Source organism: Xenorhabdus siamensis, from assembly GCF_037996745.1.
Taxonomy (GTDB): Bacteria; Pseudomonadota; Gammaproteobacteria; order Enterobacterales; family Enterobacteriaceae; genus Xenorhabdus; species Xenorhabdus indica.
Genome location: NZ_JBBMXE010000008.1, coordinates 17,682 through 39,445 on the forward strand (window position 1 = coordinate 17,682; position 21,764 = coordinate 39,445).

The window sequence follows — 21,764 nt, forward strand, 5'->3', positions numbered from 1 at the left end:
TAGGGGGGCTGGCGGCGATGCCGACCACTATCCCGACAATGGAGAAATTGACCATGATGACACTGACTACCGTCTCGAAGAAAACCTCAAACAACTCGGCTCTTGTATTCTGGCGCGTTGGCACAAAACGGAAGGGCATCCTTGATGTCCGTATTGATTTTGACCACGAAGAGGCCGATCTCTTGGCTGAGCTTGTAGCCATTCGCTATCTGGCGCTGGATAAGCAGGTGTTTTGCCGTGAACCTGGTGCTGGTTTTGGTTACAAGCTGATGGTATCTAAAGGCGCGATTAAGAAGCTGGCGCTGGGCAAATCCAGCAAGACGTTTGCTTTCAAGTTTGCATCTTGCCTCACTGGTCGTTTGAAAGGCGCTACCATTGAGGTTTCGCAGAGCATGGAGTTTATGGATGAGCCGGTTGAGGGCAATGTTGAGTTCCTCGATGCTGACAAGCAGGCTTACACCCAGACCCATGACGAAATCTCGACACCGGCCATTGGCCCAGTCCTAGTTACTCAACATGCCATCGATCAGTATCAGGCCAGGATAACCTCTGGGGACCCTAAAAAACCGTGGGCCTCACTCGTTGGCCGCCTCCAGCACCCGGAACTACAGCTCCAACCCTTTGACGAGAAGGTAGTTCGCCATAAAGTTAGAAAGTATGGCCGCGTTGATAATGTGGAGGTCTGGGGGCATCGTGATTCCAAGTTCAAGTATTTGATGGTGATCAACGACGACAACAAAAAACGTGTTCTTGTGACAGTCTTCGAGCGCAACGAATAGTGGCTTGGAACATAATTAAAGCTGATGTTGTATCTGAGATCTATGGGACGAAATTTACCCATACACTCTATATCCGAAAGTCTGGGGGCGATTATATTTTGTCGGTTGAGCCAGAATTTAGACGTAATAGGACCCAGAGCTTTGACGGGGAATTTCCTAGAACATATAAAAGAGCTCAAGACGCAAAAGGTTATTCCACAAAGATGTTTGGTTCTGGGCTTGATTGGAAAAACATTGAAAATAATGAAGGCTAAAATGATCAGTTATAGAAAAACAACAATCGCGGCAGCGACAATGGCAATTGCACTTAGTACGGCTGGGTATGCGGCGAGCTTACCTAACAATGAGGTAGACGCATACATACTTGCAATGAACACAATGTCGCCAATCACCGCAAAATACACCATCCACTATAAGCAAGCTGTAGAGCAGCATTGCAACACGTCCATGACTGTTGACCAGCTCAACTCAAAGGATTTTACCAATGTTGTCCAAACGATGGTAAGCAGTGAAACGGTCGATAGGATGGGGCTGGATGCTGCTGGTTCTCTCCAGGATACCCTGTTTGTGATCGGGAAAAACGTCAACTGTAGTGACCTGAACGCTCCTTTTAAAGCACTTTTGGATGACAAAGACTTTAACAAGAAGCATCAGCACCTATCGAAGGTGCTGCATACGTGGGATGAGGTTGTTTCGCAAAGCAAATAACGAAAAGAAAAAGGGGCCTAGCAGGTAATACCGCTCGCTTAAGCACGAGCGGTTCTTTTTTTATAAGGATAACGTCTCGATGAGTTTGTCATAAGCACTGTATTATCGAAGGCCAATTATGCTTATCTTAATTTAAATTTACTTAAGCGAGCGGTATTACAGCTATTGCTGGCCCTTTGGTTCATGTTCGCGGTTATTACTTAAGCGTTGTGATGCTTTTTTCTTTCTGTCTCTCATGGTAGAGATACAGACTGCCGCCAGTGACGACAGTGAAAAATATGAGCAACCCCAACATGCCTAATGTGAAAACGTCCATTTGACCCCTTAGGAATTGTTGACCTTGGTTAAGATACAGGATAACCCCAATGACCAACACCAAACCGGCTTCTTTGACGGTAATGGTGTCCCCAGATACAGCCAATCCTACAATACCGACACCGATGGCTGTTACGGCGACCTTACGCAGGTCTTCACCGATAGCTCTCAGAGTCTTCTTGTCAGGAGAGAAAAAACGCACGAACCACGTCTTAATACGCAAAAACTTTTTCATGATTACCTCCATAGTTGAAGAGGAGGCGAATCATGCCCGAAAGGGCATGAACACCCCCTCAGGGTTAAAGTATTAGGCAGCTTCGCCTTGTTCATCTTCATTGAGTTAATGATCTTCGTCGCTTCATCAGCAAACGGGCCAGCAACCTGGATAGACTCCCTTCTTGCGAAGGAGGCCGTCACCATCATTCTCTGGCCGTGCCTCAGATCACGATACCGAGACCGCATAAGCTCAACGTAAGCCGCAAAGTCCCCCTCCCACCCTTTAGGGGGTGAGAAGAGACACACCACATCATTACCAGGCGTGGTATCGACCTTAGAGACATCAATGACGGGCATACTCATCTCTCCTTCTCGCGATGAAATCGCGCAGGTAGCGAGCATTCGGGAAACCAAGGCTTCCCTGACTCATCAGGACATCGTTCCAGTCAATACCTTTCGCTCTGGGCGGGATCGGGAGTTTAGGCAGCAGGACGTACACACGAATGCCGCGCTTCTCCAGCTTCGCTTTCAGTATGTTCGCTGACTTTTCACCAGTCACAGACTTATCTTTGTCAGCCCAAATCAGTACGGTGTGAACATCTTCCGGAACCTCGAAGGACTCCATCAGGGTCGCATTGACCGTTGACCAAACCGGAATTTGAGTGACTCGATAAGCGGATAGAGCTGTTTCCGGTCATGCTCCCAATGGTTAGATATTGTGATAAACTCCTTACTTTTTATTCTGGGTGAGATATGGCTAAAGTTGATGTGGTTTGTCGTTACTGTCATAAAACAGACGAGGTTAAAGGGCATGGAAAAGGGCGTACTGGGCACCCCCGCTATCACTGTTATGCTTGCCGTAAAACCTTCCAACTGAACTATACCTACCAAGCCTGCCACCCCGGCATGAAAGAACGAATTATTGATATGTCCATGAATAACGCTGGTGTCAGGGACACGGCTCGGGTTCTGAAAGTCGGTATTAACACGGTCATTCGCACATTAAAAAACTCACGCCAAGACAAGTAACTACGCTGCCGCTTTCGGGCAGTGAAATTCATATTGTCTGTGAAATAGACGAGCAGTGGTCATTTGTCGGTAATAAAAGAAATCAGCGCTGGCTCTGGTATGCGTGGGAGCCGAATAGGAAACGGGTAGTGGCACATGTGTTTGGGGATCGCAGCAGGAAGACGTTGAAAAAGCTGCTGGCACTCCTATCTCCTTTTACTATCCGGTTTTACTGTACAGATGATTATGCCGTTTACGATTACCTGCCTAAGAAAAAACACCTCACGGGAAAGAAATTTACCCAACGTATCGAGAGAACGAATCTTACGCTTCGTATCCGGATAAAGAGGTTGAATAGAAAGACAATAGGTTATTCCAAATCCGAAGAAATGCACGACAAAGTGATAGGTACGTTCATTGAGCGTGAATACTACATCTCATCACCGATCTAACCATTGGGAACATGACCACTATGTCGGTTGTCAAGAAACGGGAAATCATGATGGCTTGAGCTGGCACATTCTGACCTCAGAACCCGTGAAAACAAAAGAAGATGCCCAGCGTATTCTCGATTACTACGAAAAACGGTGGCTGATTGAAGAATTTCACAAAGCGTGGAAAAGCGGTGGCACTCAGGTTGAAGAGTTACGCATGCAAAGCAAAGAGAATTTAGAACGCATGGTAGTGATACTCGCGTTTATTGCAGTCCGTCTTCATCAATTGCGCTATCTGGGGCTTAATAAAGAGGAAGCAGAAAAGCAGAGCTGTGAAATGATCCTGAGTCCGCTAGCGTGGAACTTACTGTGGTCAAAGCAAAACAAATCGAAACCACCGAAGAAAGCCCCAAGCCTCTACTGGGCCTATATTAACCTCGGCAAGCTTGCAGGTTGGTACGATTCAAAACGTAATGGTCGAGTAGGATGGGAAAGGCTATGGGAAGGATGGTTCATATTACAAACCCTCCTTGAGGGTTACTTGCTTGCACAGTCTCTTGAGCTATAGATGTGATCAAGAGACAGCGCTACGACGGCCTTTTTTGTTATTAAAAATATCTAAAAATAGAAGTTTTAGCATAAAAAAATAGACTAACCTTTAAAAATTTATTTTTCTCTCTATAATCCTTTCTGTTCTAAAAATAAACATGAGGATTATATACGATGGATATCGAAGTCAAAGATACTAATGGTGCACTACTGAATGAGGGTGATTCAGTCCAGGTCATTAAAGATCTGAAAGTCAAAGGAACCTCTAAGACATTGAAACGCGGAACATTAATTAAGAATATTCGCCTTACCAATCGGGAAGATGAAATTGAATGTAATGCCGACAAAATCAAAGGATTAGTATTAAAAACCTGCTTTCTGAAAAAAGTAGGATAAATAGCAGTTATCCATAAAAATCCGCTTAAAGGATAAATAATATTAACTCTTTTATTATTTATCCTTTTTCATCCGCATCAATTCTTCTTCCGAGGGTATTTTGGGCTGTTCAATCGGAAATACAGGCAATGCTTTCAGCAATCGGGAACCATAACGCTTGGTTAATAACCGTTTGTCGTAAATCACTACATCCCCATAACATTCATGGCTGCGTATCAATCTCCCCACTTGTTGGATCAAACTGAAAGAGGCACTCGGCAGACTTTGCACCTCAAATGGATAACGCTTCAAAGACTTAAGCCATTCACTTTCAGTGATAATGACGGGATTTGTAACAGGTGGAAACGCAATTTTATGGATATGCACTTGTGAAAGGTAATCGCCTTTTAGATCCAGCCCTTCTGCAAAAGATTGTAACCCAACCAGAACACTGGCCTGCCCTTCATCAATACGTTTGCAATGGGTTTCCACCAGTCGATATCGCGGCTGATCTCCTTGCACCAGTAACATCAATCGTAAATCTTTTACGAAAATGAGAAAACCGTCCATTGCTCGTTGGCTGCTAAATAACACCAACATTCCCTGATGATTACCTTGTAGAACTTGTGCACGAAAATAACGAGCCATCTCTTCAAGATGCTTCATTTCATTATGAATTGTGGGTTCTTCTGTCATCTGAGGAATAACCAGATGCCCTTGCCGCACATGCTCAAAAGGAGATGATAACGTAATAAAACGATCATCATGATTTTCATGTAACCCCGTCAGCTCCTGAATACGGGAAAAACTATTCAGGGAACGTAATGTGGCCGATGTCACTACAACATGAGGAATATTCCGCCATAATAATTGAGTTAATTGCTCACTTACCCGAATGCCTGCGCAATGAAAATAGAAATGTGACTGATTCTTCTCATAACGGCGTGTTAACCATTTTGATATCGGAGCATGGGAAGATTCCTCCTGTGCAGCCAATCGCCACAGTTTCGTCATATTTTCGAAATAACCTAATGTCCGGCTGGTCTGCAAGATAGCATGGTGCAGTCTGACAATATCCTGTTTGGCTGTTTGCTCGGTAAGATCACTTAAAATCGCTTCAGATAAGCCGCGTAATCCATCAGTAAGTTTAAATAGTTGCTGGCAACACAACAGCAAATTATCCGGCAGTTTTCCTAATTCAAACAGATATTCTTCCACTTCACTGTTTTCAGGCAATAATACCTGTGTAATACCCGATAGTTCTTTAAAACATTCACGGATTTTTTCACAGTGTGTCTGCAAACGGGCAATATTGGCTAAAGTGGGCGGTTTTGCCGGGCGAAACTGAAGCAAATACTGTTCTACATGACGAACAAACGAATCCAGTTGCCCATTTAACTGAAATAACGTGATTTCCCCTTCAACTTCCAGTGAATCTCTTGCAACATCAGGAATATGATGACCTTCATCCAAAACCAGCAGCAAATTTTTAGCTTCCGGTAAGACAGATTCACTTTCCAGTGCTGCCATAACCAAAGCATGATTGGCAACCACGACATCAGCATCTTCAATCTCCCTTCTGGCCAGAAAGAATGGGCAGCGATGGTAAAACTGACAATTTCTTGCCAGACAGTTCATTTTATCCGTGCTGATCTTTGACCATAGCGAATCCGACAATGCCAGTTTATGGTGATCGCGTAAACCATCCCAGACAGAAGTTGTATAATCATTGCGTAATCGGCGGCACAGCTCTCGTTCCTCACTATTAGCAATCGTTGTCTGATCTTCCATCAGAAACATCAAATCAATTTGCTCTCCATCAGCAGCACAAATGGCTTCCAGATTACGCGGACAAACGTAACGCGCGCGACCAAAAGCCCCGGTAAATTTCAAATCGGGAATAATCTTTTGCAATAATGGTAAGTCCTTACTGTAAATCTGATCTTGCAAGGCAACATTGGCTGTACTCACCACCAGTGGCTTTTGTTCTGCCCGACTGACAGCAATACCAGGGAGAAGATAAGACAACGTTTTTCCCACACCTGTTGGCGCTTCTATCACTAAATGTCGCCCTTCTTCATCAGCCAATGTTTTTGCTACTTCAGCAATCATCTGACGTTGTGGAGCTCTTGGAACGAAGCCATTGATATGGATGGATAATGCCTTATACCATTGGCTGATTTGAGTTTTTATTGAATCGGAAAGTGCCATGAGTTTTGCTGCATAAAAATTTGGAACACCATTCTCCCACAGAGTTGCTATCAGATCAGCCTGATATCGTCATTATTGGAAACAGCTTTCCAGCTTTTCCACTATAAAAGCAAGAAAACTGTTTATATCCAATAGATTTCCTGTTGCATCTTGAAAAGTGAAGGGGATATCGCTTGTCTGGAATGCAGAAGCCTATATACTGCTGACTTTCTATGTGACAAAGACCTTGTAACTAAAAAAACCTTGCAACTAAGAACGTTATTGAGAACAAAGATGAAAAAAATCCTGCTTATTATTATCGTATTATTCACTCTTGGCTCCATTGGCGGCATTATTTTAGCAGGAATGAATATGTACAACCGTTCAACAGCATCAACAGAAGAACCTCAGCAAGCGCAAATACAGCAGGAAGCAGTACAGCAGGAAACTACATCAACAGAACAACAATAGTCATCAAAACACGTTCAAATTTATCGCGCCCCCTGAACTTAACAGTATCTGAACTGACAGCATAATGTATGCAATATCCGACATTGCACATCAGATGAGGAAGCTTATGAACAATGAATATTTTGTGACTCCACAGTGGCTAAGCGAACATCTCAATGATGAGAATGTCGTTATTATTGATGCCAGTGCTCCTATGCCAACCCAAACTATCGATTATCATCAGAAGTGGGTGGAGAACCATATCCCAGGCAGCCAGTTTTTTGATCTTGATAAAATAGCTAATCTCCAAACCGAATTACCACATATGCTACCGGAGCCAGAAACTTTCCGACAAGCTGCCAGCGCAATGGGGATCAGTGAAAATCATTTGGTAGTGATTTACGATCAAGGGAACATGTTTTCTGCCCCTCGTGCATGGTGGACGTTTAAGATTTTTGGTGCTCAGCATATCCGTATTCTGGAAGGTGGTTTACAAGGCTGGCAACAGGCGGGTTATCCAACGGAATCAGGAACAGTCAATCGCCAGCCTCAGAAATTCAATATTCAATTTACGCCTGAATATGTTTTTTCCCAACAACAGCTCCTTGATGCCCTGCAAGGCAATGCACCGATACAGTTTATTGATGCCAGAGCGGAAGATCGTTTTCAGGCCAAAGTACCAGAGCCGCGTCCCGGTTTAAGAATGGGTCATATTCCTGGCGCCAAAAATGTCCCGTGGACAGCGTTAATTGAGAATGGGCGCTATAAATCACCAGATGAAATCGAACAAATCTTTAAGAATCAAAGCGTCGATTTAAATCGACCAATTATTACCAGTTGTGGCTCTGGTATGACAGCAGCCGTTTTAGTATTAGGGCTTGATATAATCGGCCATAAAACAGCAGGACTATATGATGGTTCCTGGGCTGAATGGGGAGCGAATGATATGCTTCCATTAGAAAAATAGAGATCTGTTTGATAACTTATAAACATACCGAAATTAGAAAGGGCATTAAAGTATCGTGCCCTTTTTCTAATATTTTTTTATCGACCATATGATATCAACCAAATTAAACCTATTACTTTTACCAATCGATTAGTTAGAAACTTTATGGTATATAAACAGAATGATTAATGCGCCAATAACTGCAATAGCGAAACTTCCCAGATTAAAACCATCTACTTTTCCCATACCAAAGAAAGTGCTGATATAACCGCCAACAACCGCACCAATGATCCCCAGAATCACCGTCATAATGATACCACTGCTATTATCTCCCGGCATAATCCACTTCGCTATAATTCCGGCAATTAAACCAAAGATAATCCATGACAAAATACCCATATCCAACCTCCTGAATTTATTAGTTAATTAAGAGTTAATATTAGTTAAGAGCTAAAAGTAGCTATGAGGTGATCTTACTGAAAGTTTCTTAATTATACGTCCTAATTTAAGACACTAACTAAAAGAATTGCAAATAGCAAAAGATAAGATATTTGTAAGTAATTAGTGATATTTATAGAATTCGCTGACATTAAAAATCGGCACTAATTAATTTAATATCAGTATTAATTTTCCCATATTAAGCATTATCATAAATTAGCCAATCCTAATTTTTGTAAATAATAAGACTTGTAGATCGACTGAAAATTATCATAAATAATATTTATAAAAAATAAGAATAAGATAAAAAATCAAAAAATGGATTAATTAATATAAATAATCTTATTTATCATCAAAATTCACATACTCTCATAACAGTATAAAAGCCCATTCAATCTAGGCTTTTATTCAAATAATATTGAAAATTATTTTGCTGCATCCAGTGCTTGTGTAAGATCAGCAATAATGTCATCAATATGTTCAATTCCGATAGATAGGCGGATCAGATCACGTGACACTCCAGCTTTTACTAATTCTTCATCATTCAGTTGGCGGTGAGTTGTGGATGCCGGATGACAAGCCAATGATTTTGCATCACCAATATTAACCAAACGTATAATCAATTGCAGAGTATCGATAAAGCGTATCGCTGCTTTTTCCCCTCCTCTGATACCGAAAGAGATAATGGCAGACGATTTACCATCCATATATCGAACAGCCAAATCATATTCAGGATGTGTCGGCAACCCTGCGTAATTAACCCAGGAAACTTGAGAATGTTGTTCCAGATACTGGGCAACTTTCAGGGCATTTTCAGTATGGCGTTCCATACGAAGAGCCAATGTTTCAATACCTTGTAGGATCAAGAAGGCATTAAAAGGGGAAAGTGCCGCACCAGTGCTACGCAGTTGCCCGACACGGCAGCGAGCGATAAACGCTGCGGAACTAAAATGTTCGATATAGTTTATTCCGTGATAGGAAGGATCCGGTGTATTTAAAACCGCAAAACGATCTTGATGTTCTGCCCAAGGAAATTTGCCTGAATCAACAATGATTCCACCAATAGAAGTTCCATGGCCGCCGATATATTTGGTCAGAGAATGAATAATAATATCCGCGCCGTGTTCAAACGGGCGGCACAAATAAGGTGTTGCAACAGTATTATCGACAATAAGTGGAATGCCGTGCCGATGGGCAATATCAGCTAATGCCCAGATATCAACAATATTCCCGCTTGGATTGGTGATGGTTTCGCAAAAGACGGCTTTGGTTTTTTCGTCAATCATCGCTTCAAGGGTAGCAAAATCGTTATGATCAACGAAACGAACTTCAATCCCAATATTCGGAAAATTGTGTGCCATTAAGTTATAAGTACCGCCATACAATTTTGCTACGGAGACAATATTATCTCCCAAGCCAGTAATTGTCTGGATGGCGTAGGTGATTGCCGCCATGCCAGAAGCAACTGCAAGCGCCCCAACTCCTCCTTCTAAAGCAGCGATACGTTTTTCCAATACATCATTAGTGGGGTTCATGATGCGGGTGTAAATGTTGCCTTCAACTTTTAAATCAAATAAATCAGCACCATGCTGGGAATCATCAAAAGAGTAGGACGTTGTTTGATAGATTGGGACTGCAACGGCTTTGGTTGTAGGGTCAGGTGAGTAACCGGCATGGATGGACAGTGTTTCTAATTTCATTGTCATTTCCTTCAGTGAATTACAGAGTAAGGTCATGTATTCAACCTGCTGATCGACCGCCAACATAATATGTTGTTTCGATAAAAGTACCAATGACTTTATCTTGTATTTTCAATGATTCTGAATAACCTAATACTTTACTATTTAACCTTTAAATTCAGTTGAATAGTGCCATATTTTCACGTTCGATATGTAGTGTGAAGAAAGGTATATAATAAAAATTACACTGCCACTTTAATTAATTATACATACAAACCACTCTCTACGGCTAAAGAAATAACTTCAGATATAGCAGATGAAGTTTTCAATGCTCTGATTTGCATAAATAGTTCATCAGCTTCATCATATTCTTTACGTAGATAACCAAGCCATTGCTTGATACGTGTGACATGATATATGCCTGTATCTCCCTGCTTTTCCAGCCAGATATATTTTTGCAGGAGCTGGAGCACCTCATGCCATGCCATTTTCGGTTCATTATATTTAATAACTCGGCTTAGATTCGGCACGTGCAGCGCACCACGTCCAATCATTACCGAATCACATCCAGTAACTTCGATACACTCCTGTGAACTCTGCCAATCCCATATTTCACCATTAGCGATCACCGGAATAGTAAGGCGTCGGTGGATCTCTCCAATTGCCTGCCAATTTATGCATTCTGCTTTATAGCCATCTTCCTTAGTACGCCCATGCACAACCAATTCCGTTGCACCAGCTTGCTGAACCGCATCCGCAATTTCAAACTGACGGGCATCGGAATCCCACCCCAAACGTACTTTGACTGTAACCGGCAATTCTGCCGGTACAGCTTCTCGCATGGCTTTAGCACCACAATAGATAAGTTCAGGATCTTTCAGTAACGTGGCCCCTCCTCCACTACCATTGACTGTTTTGGAAGGGCAACCACAGTTTAAATCAACACCCCACGATCCCAATTCCATCGCTCTGACCGCATTTTCAGCCAACCATTCAGGATATTGCCCCAAAAGCTGTATCCTGACTGGCGTACCCGATGGAGTCCTGCTCTGATGATGCAATTCAGGACATAAACGGTAAAAAGATTTCACTGGCAGCAAGCGGTCCACTACACGCAAAAATTCGGTAATGCACAGGTCATATTCATTGACCTCACTCAACAACGCCCTAACCAATGAATCCAAAACCCCTTCCATCGGAGCCAGCAAAACACGCATGGAATTACTCTCCTGCTGCTGCTTTGACTGACCTACGATGACGGCGCTGCTGTGATGATGCACCTTTGCCACGTGGGTTGCGACTATCACGTGGGTTACGACTATGATGTTGTTGACCATCCTGTTTGTTACTGCTTCGCTGATCCTGACCACGGGATTGATTACTGCGCCCGTTGCGTCCATTCTGGATAGGCTCCGCTTTAATGGAAGGATCTGGTTCATAACCAGGAATCGCAATACGTGGAATTTCCCGTTTCAATAAGCGTTCAATATCTTTTAATAACTTATGCTCATCAACACACACCAGTGATATTGCTTGCCCTGTTGCTTCTGCGCGGCCTGTGCGGCCAATACGATGTACATAATCCTCTGCAACATTAGGTAATTCATAGTTAACGACATGAGGCAATTGGTCGATATCCAATCCACGAGCAGCAATATCCGTTGCGACCAATGCACGAATCCGGCCTGCTTTAAAATCGGCCAATGCACGAGTTCTGGCTCCTTGACTCTTGTTACCATGAATAGCCGCCGCAGTAACACCATCCTTATTAAGTTGTTCTGCCAGACGGTTCGCTCCATGTTTAGTGCGAGTAAATACCAATACCTGCTGCCAGTTTTGGCTACCAATCATATAAGAAAGCAATTCTCCCTTGCGTTTCTTGTCCACAAAATGGACAGACTGATCGATCTGTTCAGAAGCTGAGTTACGACGAGCGACTTCCACACTAACCGGATCACGCAACAATTTATTCGCAAGATTTTTGATTTCATCAGAGAATGTGGCTGAAAACAGTAAGTTCTGACGTTTAGCGGGTAGTTTGTTCAGTACCCGACGGATATCATGAATAAATCCCATATCCAACATGCGGTCGGCTTCATCCAAAATCAGAATTTCCACACGGGATAAGTCCACAGCATTTTGATGTTCCAGATCCAGCAAACGACCCGGTGTGGCGACCAAAATATCGACTCCACCACGTAATTTCATCATTTGTGGATTAATGCTAACACCACCAAATACTACAAATGAACGCAATCGGAGATGTTTGCTATAATTACGCACATTTTCACCTACTTGTGCGGCCAATTCACGGGTTGGTGTCAGGATTAATGCCCTGACCGGACGACGCCCCTTGGATTGAATGGGAGATTCGCTCAATAACTGCAAGACAGGTAAAGTAAAGCCTGCCGTTTTCCCTGTTCCTGTCTGGGCACTAGCCAGAAGATCTTTACCAGATAACACAACAGGAATTGCCTGTTGCTGAATAGGGGTAGGTTCTGCATAGCCTTGTTCTTTAATGGCACGCAAAATATCAGCCGACAAGCCGAGTGACTCAAAATTCATAAATAAGAAATGCTCCAGACTTCACCATTCCTGATATCAATTCAGGGGCAGTTTTATGGGAAGAAAAAACAGACGCGCTTAAACCGCAAAAGAAATTACACAAACTGCAATGCACCATAAGCGTGGCATTATAACAGATATGTCTTTTCAATCAGCATGAGCACGCAAGTAAATTTACATCAGCGTGTTTTATACTCTTTGTCCTTTGTCGTGCAAATTTAGCTTTGTTGACTGCATCTTGAAATCCAGTGGACATAGCTTTAAAGTTAATCATACGATTGATATGTTTATAACCATTTCAGCAATTTTTATCACAGGATATTTCTTAACATGGCAGCGAAAACGGCTCAGACTTCACGAGGTGAACAAGCTAAACAACAACTTCTTGAATCTGCATTAGAAATTTTTGGTAAATCAGGTCTGGAAGGTGCAACCACGCGTAATATTGCTCAACACGCAAAACAGAATATCGCTGCTATCGCTTATTATTTTGGTTCCAAAGAAGGGTTGTATCTCGCCGTCGCACACCATATCGCCGATAGACTAAAAGCTGAATTTTCTCTATTGATTAAAACTATTGACCAATTTTTTATCACCACTCTTCAACCTTACTCACAAGACCAGATACTGGCATTTATTCATCAAGGCTTGATTAGCTATAACCGTCTTATTTTCGATAAAAGCAGTCTGAATCTCAGTCGCATTATGTCACATGAGCAATTAACACCGACAGAAGCTTATAACGTCATCCATGAACAAGGGCTTGCCCCAATTTACTCTCGCCTGAATAAGTTGATCGCCCATTATATCGGTGCTGATGAAGGAAAAATTTCAACACAAATCCATACTCATGCCTTATTAGGCGAGATCCTCTCTTTCCGGCTGGCACGAGAAGCACTATTACGCCAAACTGGTTGGGATAATATTGGCACCAAAGAGTACGAATTAATTAACCAGGTTTTGACTCAACACATTAATGTCTTGCTTAATGGGTTGCGAAAAAACAACCAGCAAACAACGTAAGTTGAAAATTTAATAACGCATAAGGGATAGTAGTATGAACACCAAAAAGTTTGCTCTTGTCCTATTGGCGATCATCATGATTATCGGTGTTATTAGTCTTTATTATTATCAGGAGAAGAATGACAAAGAGTTAACCCTGTATGGCAATGTTGATGTCAGAACTGTCAACCTTGGCTTTCGGGTCAGTGGTAAATTAGAAAATCTGCTGGTGGATGAAGGAGATACCATCACTGCAGGACAACTCCTTGGCCAACTTGATAACTCCCCTTTTAATAATGCATTGAATCAAGCCAAAGCAAATCGCGATGCAGCCAGGGCAAATCTTAGCAAAATAGAAGCTGGTTATCGCTCTGAAGAAATCGCTCAGGTACGCGCCGAAGTTGCTCAGAAAGAGTCAGCCTTCCGATTTGCTGATAGTTTTCTGAAACGTCAACAGGAATTATGGCAACGTAAAATGATCTCAGCCAATGATCTGGAAAACGCCAGAACAGGGCAACGTCAGGCATTGGCCACTTATCAAGCCGCAAAAGATAAATTACGTCAGTTTGAAACGGGATATCGCAAAGAAGAAATCGCCGCTGCTAAAGCACAACTCGCGCAGGCTGAAGCAACTGTCGCACAAGCTGAACTCAATTTACAAGATACCCGCCTTATATCACCATCGGGCGGGATTATTCTTACCAGAGCCATTGAACCAGGGACAATTCTGGCCGCCGGAAATACAGTATTTACACTATCACTGACGAATCCGGTCTGGATCAGAGCATATATCAATGAACCTAACCTCAATCAGGCGGTGGCAGGACGCGATATCCTGATTTATACCGATGGGCGGAAAAACCAACCCTATCACGGTAAAATTGGCTTTGTTTCTCCGACCGCTGAATTTACCCCCAAAAATGTTGAAACCCCGGATTTAAGAACCGATCTGGTCTACCGATTGCGCATTATTGTCAGCGATCCCGATGAGGGGTTGAAACAAGGAATGCCTGTCACATTACGTTTTACTGAACCACACAAGTAAGGCTGAAATATGACCAGTTCAGAATATACGATAAAACTGAACGGTGTGGAGAAAACTTTTCCAGGGTTAGAAAAACCCGCTGTATCCCATCTAAGTGCAGAAATCTTCGGGGGTTCTGTAACGGGCCTTGTTGGCCCGGATGGAGCAGGAAAAACCACACTGATAAGAATGTTGGCAGGGTTATTAAAACCTGATAGTGGCAATATTGAAATCATGGGGCTTGATCCCATTAAAGACAGTGTTGAAGTTCGTTCTGAACTTGGCTATATGCCACAAAAGTTCGGCCTGTATGAAGATTTAACCGTATTAGAAAATCTCAATTTGTATGCTGACCTACGCGGTGTACTCGGAGAAGAACGAAAAATCACTTTCCAAAAATTACTGACCTTCACTGATTTAACACGTTTTACTGACAGGCTGGCAGGTAAACTCTCTGGCGGAATGAAGCAAAAACTAGGGCTTGCTTGTACATTGGTCGGCAGCCCAAAAGTGTTATTGCTTGATGAACCCGGTGTCGGCGTAGATCCCATTGCCCGGCGGGAATTATGGCAGATGGTGCATGAACTCGCTTCCGATGGGATGTTGATTTTATGGAGCACCTCTTATTTGGATGAGGCTGAGTTATGCCCTGATGTTTTGTTGCTGAATCAGGGGGAATTACTCTATCGCGGCCAACCACAAAAATTAACCCAAGGTATTGTCGGACGCTCTTTTCTGCTTGATATCAAACCAGACTCCCGCCGAAAAACGCTGCAACATGCACTCACCTTGCCACAAGTGACTGATGGTGTGATCCAAGGCAGATATCTCCGCTTAATTTTAAAAGCTAATGCAGATAAGGATGAGTTACTTCAGCAAATAGGTTTACCCGATGTAGAAATTCTGGATGCCGAGCCACGTTTTGAAGATGCCTTTATCGATCTTTTAGGTGGTGGCCCTTCCCACCGCTCAGAGCTGGCAGAAATCATGCCTCAAATCCCACCAAATCCGACAGAAATCGTGATAGAAGCCCGTAACCTGACGAAAAAATTTGGGGAGTTTGCTGCGACAGATCATGTAAACTTTCAGGTGAAACGCGGGGAGATTTTCGGCTTACTGGGACCAAACGGAGCCGGAAAATCGACGACATTCAAAATGATGTGCGGATTAATGCTCCCTACTCACGGCAATGCGCTGGTGTTGAACATGGATTTAAAAACCAGTTCAGGTAAAGCTCGCCAGCGTCTCGGTTATATGGCACAAAAATTTTCACTCTATGGTAACTTAACTGTAGAGCAAAATCTGAAATTCTTTTCCGGTGTTTATGGTTTGAGTGGCCGCCATCAACAGAAAAAAATGACAGATATGATCAGTGCTTTTAGTTTGAGGCCAATTCTGCACCAGACTACTGACAGCCTGCCACTCGGCTTTAAACAGCGCCTTGCCCTCGCCTGCGCCCTGATGCATGAACCGGATATTCTGTTTTTAGATGAACCCACTTCGGGAGTTGATCCACTGACTCGTCGTGAATTCTGGCTGCATATCAACGGCATGGTGGATAAAGGTGTGACTGTGATGGTAACGACACATTTCATGGATGAAGCAGAGTATTGTGACCGTATCGGGCTGGTTTTTCGGGGAAAGTTAATTGCAGCAGGTACACCTGATGAGCTGAAACAGCAAGTATCGGCCACTGACCGCGCCAATCCTTCAATGGAAGATGTTTTTATCGATCTCGTGGTGAATTATGATAAGGAGCCGCAATGAGTGACATTGAACAGAATCATCCTGCTTCTATTCCCTCTACTCAAAAAGCAGTCAGTTTTTCATGGCGGCGATTAAAAGCACTTTGTATTAAAGAGAGCAAACAGATTATCCGCGATCCCAGTAGTGCCTTAATTGCTGTGGTTATTCCACTCATATTACTGTTTATTTTTGGTTATGGAATCAACCTTGATTCCAGCAAACTTCGCCTCGGCATTTTGATGGAGCAGCAAAGCGAAGATGCCCGCAAGTTGGTGCACGCTTTTATAGGGTCGCCTTATATTGATGCCACAATCAGCAATGATCGCCAACTTTTAATCAATAAAATACAGGCGAGTGAAATCCGCGGCATTATTGTTATTCCGGTTAATTTTGATGCCCGGCTTGCCCGTGTCGGCGATCATGCTCCGATTCAGGTAATCACCGATGGTAGTGAACCCAATATCGCCAATTTTGTACAAAGCTACGCTAAAGGTATCTGGCAAATCTGGTTACAACAACAAAGTCAAGATCGTGGCGTTTCAACGACCCCATTGATTGATATGCAAATTCGTTATTGGTTTAATCCTGCCGCTATCAGCCAACATTTCCTAATCCCCGGTGCCATTTCAATTATCATGACAGTCGTTGGCGCAATCCTTACTTCTCTAGTTGTCGCACGTGAATGGGAACGAGGCACCATGGAGGCCCTTTTATCCACCCAGGTTACCCGAACCGAACTGTTGCTTTCTAAGTTATTGCCTTATCAGGTTCTGGGTTCTTTCGTTATGGTGCTTTGCATGGTATTCGCTGTGTTTATTATGGGCATTCCTTATCATGGTTCCCTCTGGATACTCGCTTTGATTTCCAGCCTGTATCTTGCGACAGCGTTGGGAATGGGATTATTCATTTCAACGGTAACACGCAATCAGTTTAATGCCGCAATGATTTCCCTGAATACCGCCTTTTTGCCAGCGATTATGCTATCCGGCTTTGTGTTTGAAATTAACAGTATGCCAGCTTTGATTCAGGTATTCACTTATATCGTTCCTGCCCGTTATTTTGTCAGCAGCTTACAGACGCTATTTTTAGTAGGTAATGTCGGTACTGTTTTAATCACAAACTTGTTGTTCCTGATTGCCAGTGCCATCGTGTTTATTAGCCTGACTGCATGGAAAACCCGCCGGCATCTGGATTAAAAGGAAAGAATATGTTTCATCGTCTATATACACTCGTCATGAAAGAATTGCAGTCTCTCCTGAGAGATCCTAAAACACGAGCCACGCTGATCTTACCCGTGATCTTCCAGATGAGCCTGTTTCCGTGGGCTGCTACGCTGGAAGTAAAAAACGCTACCATTGCAATTTATGATGAAGACAAAGGGCGGGCTTCCATTGAATTAACCCAACGGCTGGCTAAATCAAAAGCCTTTCCTGATGTTATTATGTTGAACAGTTCACAAGAAATCCGCCCAACATTAGATAATCGTGATGCCCTGTTATTGGTCCGTTTCCCACAAAATTTCAGTGCTCATCTCGCCAGCCATACCTCTACTTCAATTCAAGTCCTGCTGGATGGACGTAATTCAAACAGCGCACAAATTGCCGCTAATTATCTTCAACAAATTGTAATGGATTACCAGAAAGAACTACTGGGTAGTGCACCGAGTCCCAATAACAGTGAGTTGATCATTCGTAACTGGTATAACGCCAATCTGGATTATAAATGGTTTGTCGTTCCATCTCTGGTGGCTATGATAACGACCATTGGTGTTCTTATCGTTACTGCTCTTTCCGTTGCCCGTGAAAGAGAACAGGGAACATTAGATCAATTACTGGTTTCCCCGCTGACGACCTGGCAGATTTTTATTGGCAAAGCCATTCCTGCGTTAGTCGTAGCAACGATCCAGGCAAGTATCGTTTTATTGATTGGAACATTGTGTTACCAGATCCCATTCTCCGGTTCATTGTTATTATTTTATGGTTGTATTCTGGTTTATGGATTGTCGCTGGTTGGGTTTGGCCTCCTTATCTCCGCGATCTGTTCAACTCAACAACAGGCTTTTATTGGTGTGTTTGTGTTTATAATGCCAGCTATTTTGCTCTCTGGTTATATTTCTCCCGTCGAGAATATGCCAGTCTGGTTGCAAAACATAACGTGGATAAACCCAATCCGGCATTTTACTGATATAACCAAGCAGATTTATTTAAAAGGTGCTGACTTTTCGGTTATTTGGCATAGTTTATGGCCATTATTGCTGATTATTGTCACTACAAATGGAATCGCTTATCGGTTATTTCGGAGTAAAATTGCGTGATGTTTTAGATTACGATACTTAAATAAATCCAAACAGAATAATTTATAAATAGAATTTTATTATATAAAATATTTTCCTCTATTTAACTCATTAAACTTTCTGGCCAATGTATTACAAGACTATTTATGACATAAATAATATTTATGTCATAAATTACTTTTATACTGTTGTAATAACAAATGACCATATAAGTGAATTAACTATTTTTTCATTTAAATGAATTAACGCACATTCTATAGAGTGACACCAATTATTATTTTTTATAAACACCTAATAACTTTTCAATATCTCTTTTCCTCTTTAGAAAAATTGAATTATTATAAGTAATCACTCTCCTAATAACATTAGATTCAATGGATTCGTTTTTACCAAGATTATTAAGTTTAACAGGTATACTTTCGCTCGTGAGTGTACGTTTATGCCTTCGAAGTAAGGTCTCATTCAACTTATTCACTCCATAGATATTCTTATTAAGGTTACCAAATATCCCTCTATCCAGCTCTGTTGAAAGATATTCCTTTACTCTTCTTGTTGACTGACAATGCTTCATTAATGAAGGAAGTAAGTATTTATCTGTATTCGATTGTTTAACAACAGATTTAAGTGTTTCCTCAACTTCAAAATCATCATTTAAGTTCTTTTCATGTAATGACAATAGTTTTTCTCGTTCTTTAAAAAGCATTTTTGCTAGAGCTAAAATATATATCATACATTCTGTGCCACTGTTCTGCTGTCTAGTGGATAATATATGTAATGAAACCTTATTATTTACATTATTAAAATTAAGCTTTTCACAACGTTTCGCCATTTCCAAAGGGAAATCAGATAATCTTGAATTTCCAGATTCGATACCTAAAATAGATATGCCTCTATTTTTATAAATGATGGAAAACGGAATATCATAAAATTAGAAAACTTTGGTGGTATGCTCGATTCTGTTCATCAACTTTATCATCTGGATACTGGGTATTCTCGTTACTATTCCCATTTTCTCTGGTCATTAGGCGAGTATACAACGGTATCCGTAGGAAATACTAAATGGTTTGATTTAAATATTACACATCCTATAGATATAGAAATTAGACAAATAGCTAATGAAATTCATTTTTAGATATCAAAATTTTATGTCTGATATCTTATAGGTATATTTATACTTATCCCTTCTCAAGTTACAGCTTTGTTGACCATATTTTGAGATATATAGGATAACTATTTGTATGTCAATTCTTCTATAAAATAAACCTCATTATTTTAAATAATGAGGTTTAGGGGCTTATTCACAATATGACCCTGTATCAAACAAGGTCTTTTTCATCAAAAATCGCAAGCAGTGGGCAATTAACGGCGATCACCCAGAATACGCAGCAGCATCAGGAACAGGTTGATAAAGTCCAGATACAGCGTTAATGCACCAGTAATGGAGTATCTACGCAGGTTCTCTTTATCATTGACATCCAGCTCAGCACCCATTTCTTTCAGTTTCTGGGTCATGCTCCCAATAGTTAGATCACCCCTGCAAGATAGTATTCACGTTCAATAAACGTCCCTATCACTTTATCGTTATCGTGCATCTCTTCGGATTTGGAATAGCCTATTGTTTTCCGATTGAGCCTCTTGAGGCGGATACGCAGAGTCAGATTGGTTCTCTCGATACGCTGGGTAAATTTCTTCCCTCTGAGGTGCCTCCCCTCAGGAAGACAGTCATAGACGGCATAATCATCGGTACAGTAATATTGGATTTCAAAAGGTGCCAGTAGCGCTAACAGATTTTCCAGCGTTTTCCTGCTGCGATCACCAAATACATGCGCAACTACCGTTTTTCGGTTTGGTTCCCAGGCATACCAGAGCCAACGCTGATTTTTCTTATTACCAACAAACGACCATTGTTCATCGATTTCCCAGATAATTTCGATGTGGTTTCCCATCAATGGGAGTGTGGTTACCTGTCTGGGTTCGAGTTTTTTAATGTGCGGAGCACCGTGTTGATACCGACCTTCAGAGTCCGAGCGGTGTCTCTGATACCGCTGTTATTTACCGCCATATTAACGATCTGCGCTTTTACTCCGGGTTTGCAAGCCTGATAGGTGTAATTTAATTGAAAGGTTTTACGGCAGGCATAACAGTGATAACGCTGATGCCCACGACTACCTTTTCCATGTCCTCTCACATCTTCTGTTTTGTGACAATAACGACAAATCACATCAACTTTAGTCATATCTCACCCACCATAAAAAATGGGGATCTTACCACAACATCTAATTATTGGGAGCATGACCAGTTTCTGGGTATCGTAAGCAGTCAAACCAGCAAAGATCAGAACCCCAATATAAGTAATTGCCCACATCAGAGCCGGGCTTTTTAGCCAGATATTGACCAGAGAAGCCAGTACAATACCGATTAGCCCCATAAACAGGAAACTGCCTAAACCGCTCAAGCTACGCTTCGTGGTATAACCATAGACACTCAGCGCACCAAACATCGCCGCCGAAATAACAAAAGTGCTGGCAATGGAGCTACTGGTGTAAACGACAAAAATACTGGATAACGTCAGCCCGGTTAGCATGGAATAGAGCATAAACAGCCCTGTTGCCAGAGCACCACTCATTTTATGCACCAGACCAGACAGCACAAACACCAATGCAAGTTGTGCAATGATCAAGCCATAAAATACGATAGAGTTACTGAAGATGGCATATAAAATTTCCGGCGTATTTGCCACATACCATGCAACAAATGCGGTTAACAACAGACCACAAGTCATCCAGCCATAGACTTGCGCCATATAAGTTTGTATACCTGAACCAGCTTGCTGGACAATCGAACCACTAGAACGTTGATATCGGTCCATGACGAGTACCTTTTATGACAATGTTTAAGGGTTAAGATTGTTAAAAATAAACAATCTATTTCAAATGCTATACATTAGCATAAAACATGAACAAAACCATCTGCCAATTAATGACAATTTTAGTGACATATTATTTCTTTACCCAGTTTTAGAGATAGTTCGCAAAATACTCCACTAA

20 protein-coding genes and 3 pseudogenes are annotated in these 21,764 nt (G+C 42.1%); 12 read left to right on the forward strand and 11 right to left on the reverse strand.

The window, feature by feature from the left end; genetic code table 11:
- Positions 1-17 precede the first annotated feature (17 nt).
- Entirely contained in the window at positions 18-779 is a 762-nt protein-coding gene (locus AAC852_RS08375) for a hypothetical protein (protein ID WP_422824274.1), read from the forward strand.
- A 141-nt stretch (positions 780-920) separates the two neighbouring features.
- On the forward strand, positions 921-1,487 hold the full coding sequence (locus AAC852_RS08380) for a hypothetical protein (RefSeq protein ID WP_422824275.1): 567 nt from the start codon (positions 921-923) through the stop codon (positions 1,485-1,487).
- A gap of 196 nt (positions 1,488-1,683) precedes the next feature.
- On the opposite strand, the gene AAC852_RS19980 is transcribed toward AAC852_RS08380, so the two are convergent.
- Together AAC852_RS19980 and AAC852_RS08400 are read right to left on the reverse strand one after the other, a co-directional pair.
- Positions 1,684-2,037, reverse strand: coding sequence for a hypothetical protein (locus tag AAC852_RS19980; protein WP_422824276.1), 354 nt, complete (start codon positions 2,035-2,037; stop codon positions 1,684-1,686).
- 324 nt (positions 2,038-2,361) lie between these two features.
- Positions 2,362-2,697, reverse strand: a pseudogene (locus AAC852_RS08400) (toprim domain-containing protein); the annotation flags it as partial.
- A 74-nt stretch (positions 2,698-2,771) separates the two neighbouring features.
- On the opposite strand from AAC852_RS08400, the gene AAC852_RS08405 reads away from it, so the two are divergent.
- From AAC852_RS08405 to AAC852_RS08415, 3 genes are all read left to right on the forward strand, one after another.
- A protein-coding gene (locus tag AAC852_RS08405; protein ID WP_340620646.1) for an IS1 family transposase occupies positions 2,772-3,478 on the forward strand; the annotation gives its coding sequence in 2 pieces (ribosomal slippage) (positions 2,772-3,021 and positions 3,021-3,478; 708 coding nt in all).
- Positions 3,444-4,028 carry an IS4 family transposase gene (locus AAC852_RS08410; protein WP_340620647.1) on the forward strand — a complete coding sequence of 195 codons (585 nt, stop codon included), beginning with the start codon at positions 3,444-3,446 and terminating at the stop codon, positions 4,026-4,028. The genes AAC852_RS08405 and AAC852_RS08410 overlap by 35 nt, the downstream gene beginning before the upstream one ends.
- A gap of 155 nt (positions 4,029-4,183) precedes the next feature.
- Positions 4,184-4,405, forward strand: a complete 222-nt coding sequence (locus AAC852_RS08415) for an alkylphosphonate utilization protein (protein ID WP_047682950.1) — start codon at positions 4,184-4,186, stop codon at positions 4,403-4,405.
- Positions 4,406-4,459: 54 nt separating this feature from the next.
- Here the strand turns inward: AAC852_RS08415 and dinG are convergent, their stop codons facing one another.
- Positions 4,460-6,595, reverse strand: coding sequence for an ATP-dependent DNA helicase DinG (dinG, locus tag AAC852_RS08420; RefSeq protein WP_340620648.1), 2,136 nt, complete (start codon positions 6,593-6,595; stop codon positions 4,460-4,462).
- A gap of 273 nt (positions 6,596-6,868) precedes the next feature.
- Here dinG and AAC852_RS08425 point away from each other — a divergent pair, with 273 nt between their 5' ends.
- Together AAC852_RS08425 and sseA are read left to right on the forward strand one after the other, a co-directional pair.
- Complete coding sequence (locus AAC852_RS08425; RefSeq protein ID WP_340620649.1) at positions 6,869-7,045, forward strand: hypothetical protein; 177 nt, start codon at positions 6,869-6,871, stop codon at positions 7,043-7,045.
- Between the two features lie 106 nt (positions 7,046-7,151).
- The gene (sseA, locus tag AAC852_RS08430; RefSeq protein WP_340620650.1) at positions 7,152-7,991 is read left to right on the forward strand and encodes a 3-mercaptopyruvate sulfurtransferase; all 840 of its coding nucleotides are present in this window, start codon (positions 7,152-7,154) and stop codon (positions 7,989-7,991) included.
- Positions 7,992-8,120: 129 nt separating this feature from the next.
- On the opposite strand, the gene AAC852_RS08435 is transcribed toward sseA, so the two are convergent.
- From AAC852_RS08435 to rhlE, 4 genes are all read right to left on the reverse strand, one after another.
- Positions 8,121-8,369, reverse strand: coding sequence for a GlsB/YeaQ/YmgE family stress response membrane protein (locus AAC852_RS08435; RefSeq protein ID WP_340620651.1), 249 nt, complete (start codon positions 8,367-8,369; stop codon positions 8,121-8,123).
- Between the two features lie 464 nt (positions 8,370-8,833).
- Complete coding sequence (locus tag AAC852_RS08440; RefSeq protein ID WP_340620652.1) at positions 8,834-10,108, reverse strand: bifunctional O-acetylhomoserine aminocarboxypropyltransferase/cysteine synthase; 1,275 nt, start codon at positions 10,106-10,108, stop codon at positions 8,834-8,836.
- Between the two features lie 242 nt (positions 10,109-10,350).
- A complete protein-coding gene (gene dusC / locus AAC852_RS08445) occupies positions 10,351-11,304 on the reverse strand; it encodes a tRNA dihydrouridine(16) synthase DusC (protein ID WP_340620653.1) in 954 nt (317 codons plus the stop codon).
- Positions 11,305-11,308: 4 nt separating this feature from the next.
- The gene (gene rhlE, locus AAC852_RS08450; protein ID WP_340620654.1) at positions 11,309-12,652 is read right to left on the reverse strand and encodes an ATP-dependent RNA helicase RhlE; all 1,344 of its coding nucleotides are present in this window, start codon (positions 12,650-12,652) and stop codon (positions 11,309-11,311) included.
- 330 nt (positions 12,653-12,982) lie between these two features.
- On the opposite strand from rhlE, the gene AAC852_RS08455 reads away from it, so the two are divergent.
- Genes AAC852_RS08455 through AAC852_RS08475 form a run of 5 tightly spaced genes read left to right on the forward strand, consistent with a single transcriptional unit; the run spans position 12,983 to position 18,738 of the window.
- Complete coding sequence (locus AAC852_RS08455) at positions 12,983-13,675, forward strand: CerR family C-terminal domain-containing protein (RefSeq protein WP_340620655.1); 693 nt, start codon at positions 12,983-12,985, stop codon at positions 13,673-13,675.
- Positions 13,676-13,709: 34 nt separating this feature from the next.
- The gene (gene hlyD / locus AAC852_RS08460; RefSeq protein WP_340620656.1) at positions 13,710-14,699 is read left to right on the forward strand and encodes a secretion protein HlyD; all 990 of its coding nucleotides are present in this window, start codon (positions 13,710-13,712) and stop codon (positions 14,697-14,699) included.
- A 9-nt stretch (positions 14,700-14,708) separates the two neighbouring features.
- A complete protein-coding gene (locus tag AAC852_RS08465; protein WP_340620657.1) occupies positions 14,709-16,445 on the forward strand; it encodes an ATP-binding cassette domain-containing protein in 1,737 nt (578 codons plus the stop codon).
- Positions 16,442-17,620 (forward strand): ABC transporter permease, encoded by a 1,179-nt coding sequence (locus AAC852_RS08470; RefSeq protein ID WP_340620658.1) that lies wholly within the window; start codon positions 16,442-16,444, stop codon positions 17,618-17,620. Before AAC852_RS08465 ends, AAC852_RS08470 begins: the two co-directional genes overlap by 4 nt.
- Positions 17,621-17,631: 11 nt before the next feature.
- Positions 17,632-18,738 (forward strand): ABC transporter permease, encoded by a 1,107-nt coding sequence (locus AAC852_RS08475; protein WP_340620659.1) that lies wholly within the window; start codon positions 17,632-17,634, stop codon positions 18,736-18,738.
- Between the two features lie 253 nt (positions 18,739-18,991).
- Here AAC852_RS08475 and AAC852_RS08480 read toward each other — a convergent pair whose 3' ends face one another.
- The 4 genes and pseudogenes from AAC852_RS08480 to AAC852_RS08495 all read right to left on the reverse strand — a co-directional run.
- Complete coding sequence (locus AAC852_RS08480; protein ID WP_340620764.1) at positions 18,992-19,636, reverse strand: YopJ family acetyltransferase; 645 nt, start codon at positions 19,634-19,636, stop codon at positions 18,992-18,994.
- Positions 19,637-20,076: 440 nt separating this feature from the next.
- Positions 20,077-20,226 (reverse strand): annotated as a pseudogene (locus AAC852_RS08485) (Bax inhibitor-1 family protein); the annotation flags it as partial.
- Positions 20,227-20,240: 14 nt separating this feature from the next.
- Positions 20,241-20,953, reverse strand: a protein-coding gene (locus AAC852_RS08490; RefSeq protein WP_340620660.1) for an IS1 family transposase whose coding sequence is annotated in 2 segments (ribosomal slippage) — positions 20,241-20,704 and positions 20,704-20,953 — 714 coding nt in all. Because the reading frame shifts where the segments join, the coding sequence is not laid out codon by codon here.
- A gap of 60 nt (positions 20,954-21,013) precedes the next feature.
- Positions 21,014-21,586 (reverse strand): annotated as a pseudogene (locus AAC852_RS08495) (Bax inhibitor-1/YccA family protein); the annotation flags it as partial.
- Positions 21,587-21,764: the final 178 nt, after the last annotated feature.

What these genes read in the sequence shown, in the direction of transcription:
- AAC852_RS08465 (WP_340620657.1), top strand. Translation starts at nt 14,709, where the DNA reads ATGACCAGTTCAGAATATACGATAAAACTGAACGGTGTGGAGAAAACT.
- rhlE (WP_340620654.1), bottom strand. Translation starts at nt 12,652, where the DNA reads ATGAATTTTGAGTCACTCGGCTTGTCGGCTGATATTTTGCGTGCCATT.
- AAC852_RS08415 (WP_047682950.1), top strand. Translation starts at nt 4,184, where the DNA reads ATGGATATCGAAGTCAAAGATACTAATGGTGCACTACTGAATGAGGGT.
- dinG (WP_340620648.1), bottom strand. Translation starts at nt 6,595, where the DNA reads ATGGCACTTTCCGATTCAATAAAAACTCAAATCAGCCAATGGTATAAG.
- dusC (WP_340620653.1), bottom strand. Translation starts at nt 11,304, where the DNA reads ATGCGTGTTTTGCTGGCTCCGATGGAAGGGGTTTTGGATTCATTGGTT.
- AAC852_RS08375 (WP_422824274.1), top strand. Translation starts at nt 18, where the DNA reads ATGCCGACCACTATCCCGACAATGGAGAAATTGACCATGATGACACTG.
- AAC852_RS08425 (WP_340620649.1), top strand. Translation starts at nt 6,869, where the DNA reads ATGAAAAAAATCCTGCTTATTATTATCGTATTATTCACTCTTGGCTCC.
- AAC852_RS19980 (WP_422824276.1), bottom strand. Translation starts at nt 2,037, where the DNA reads ATGAAAAAGTTTTTGCGTATTAAGACGTGGTTCGTGCGTTTTTTCTCT.
- hlyD (WP_340620656.1), top strand. Translation starts at nt 13,710, where the DNA reads ATGAACACCAAAAAGTTTGCTCTTGTCCTATTGGCGATCATCATGATT.
- sseA (WP_340620650.1), top strand. Translation starts at nt 7,152, where the DNA reads ATGAACAATGAATATTTTGTGACTCCACAGTGGCTAAGCGAACATCTC.
- AAC852_RS08475 (WP_340620659.1), top strand. Translation starts at nt 17,632, where the DNA reads ATGTTTCATCGTCTATATACACTCGTCATGAAAGAATTGCAGTCTCTC.
- AAC852_RS08440 (WP_340620652.1), bottom strand. Translation starts at nt 10,108, where the DNA reads ATGAAATTAGAAACACTGTCCATCCATGCCGGTTACTCACCTGACCCT.
- AAC852_RS08455 (WP_340620655.1), top strand. Translation starts at nt 12,983, where the DNA reads ATGGCAGCGAAAACGGCTCAGACTTCACGAGGTGAACAAGCTAAACAA.
- AAC852_RS08435 (WP_340620651.1), bottom strand. Translation starts at nt 8,369, where the DNA reads ATGGGTATTTTGTCATGGATTATCTTTGGTTTAATTGCCGGAATTATA.
- AAC852_RS08470 (WP_340620658.1), top strand. Translation starts at nt 16,442, where the DNA reads ATGAGTGACATTGAACAGAATCATCCTGCTTCTATTCCCTCTACTCAA.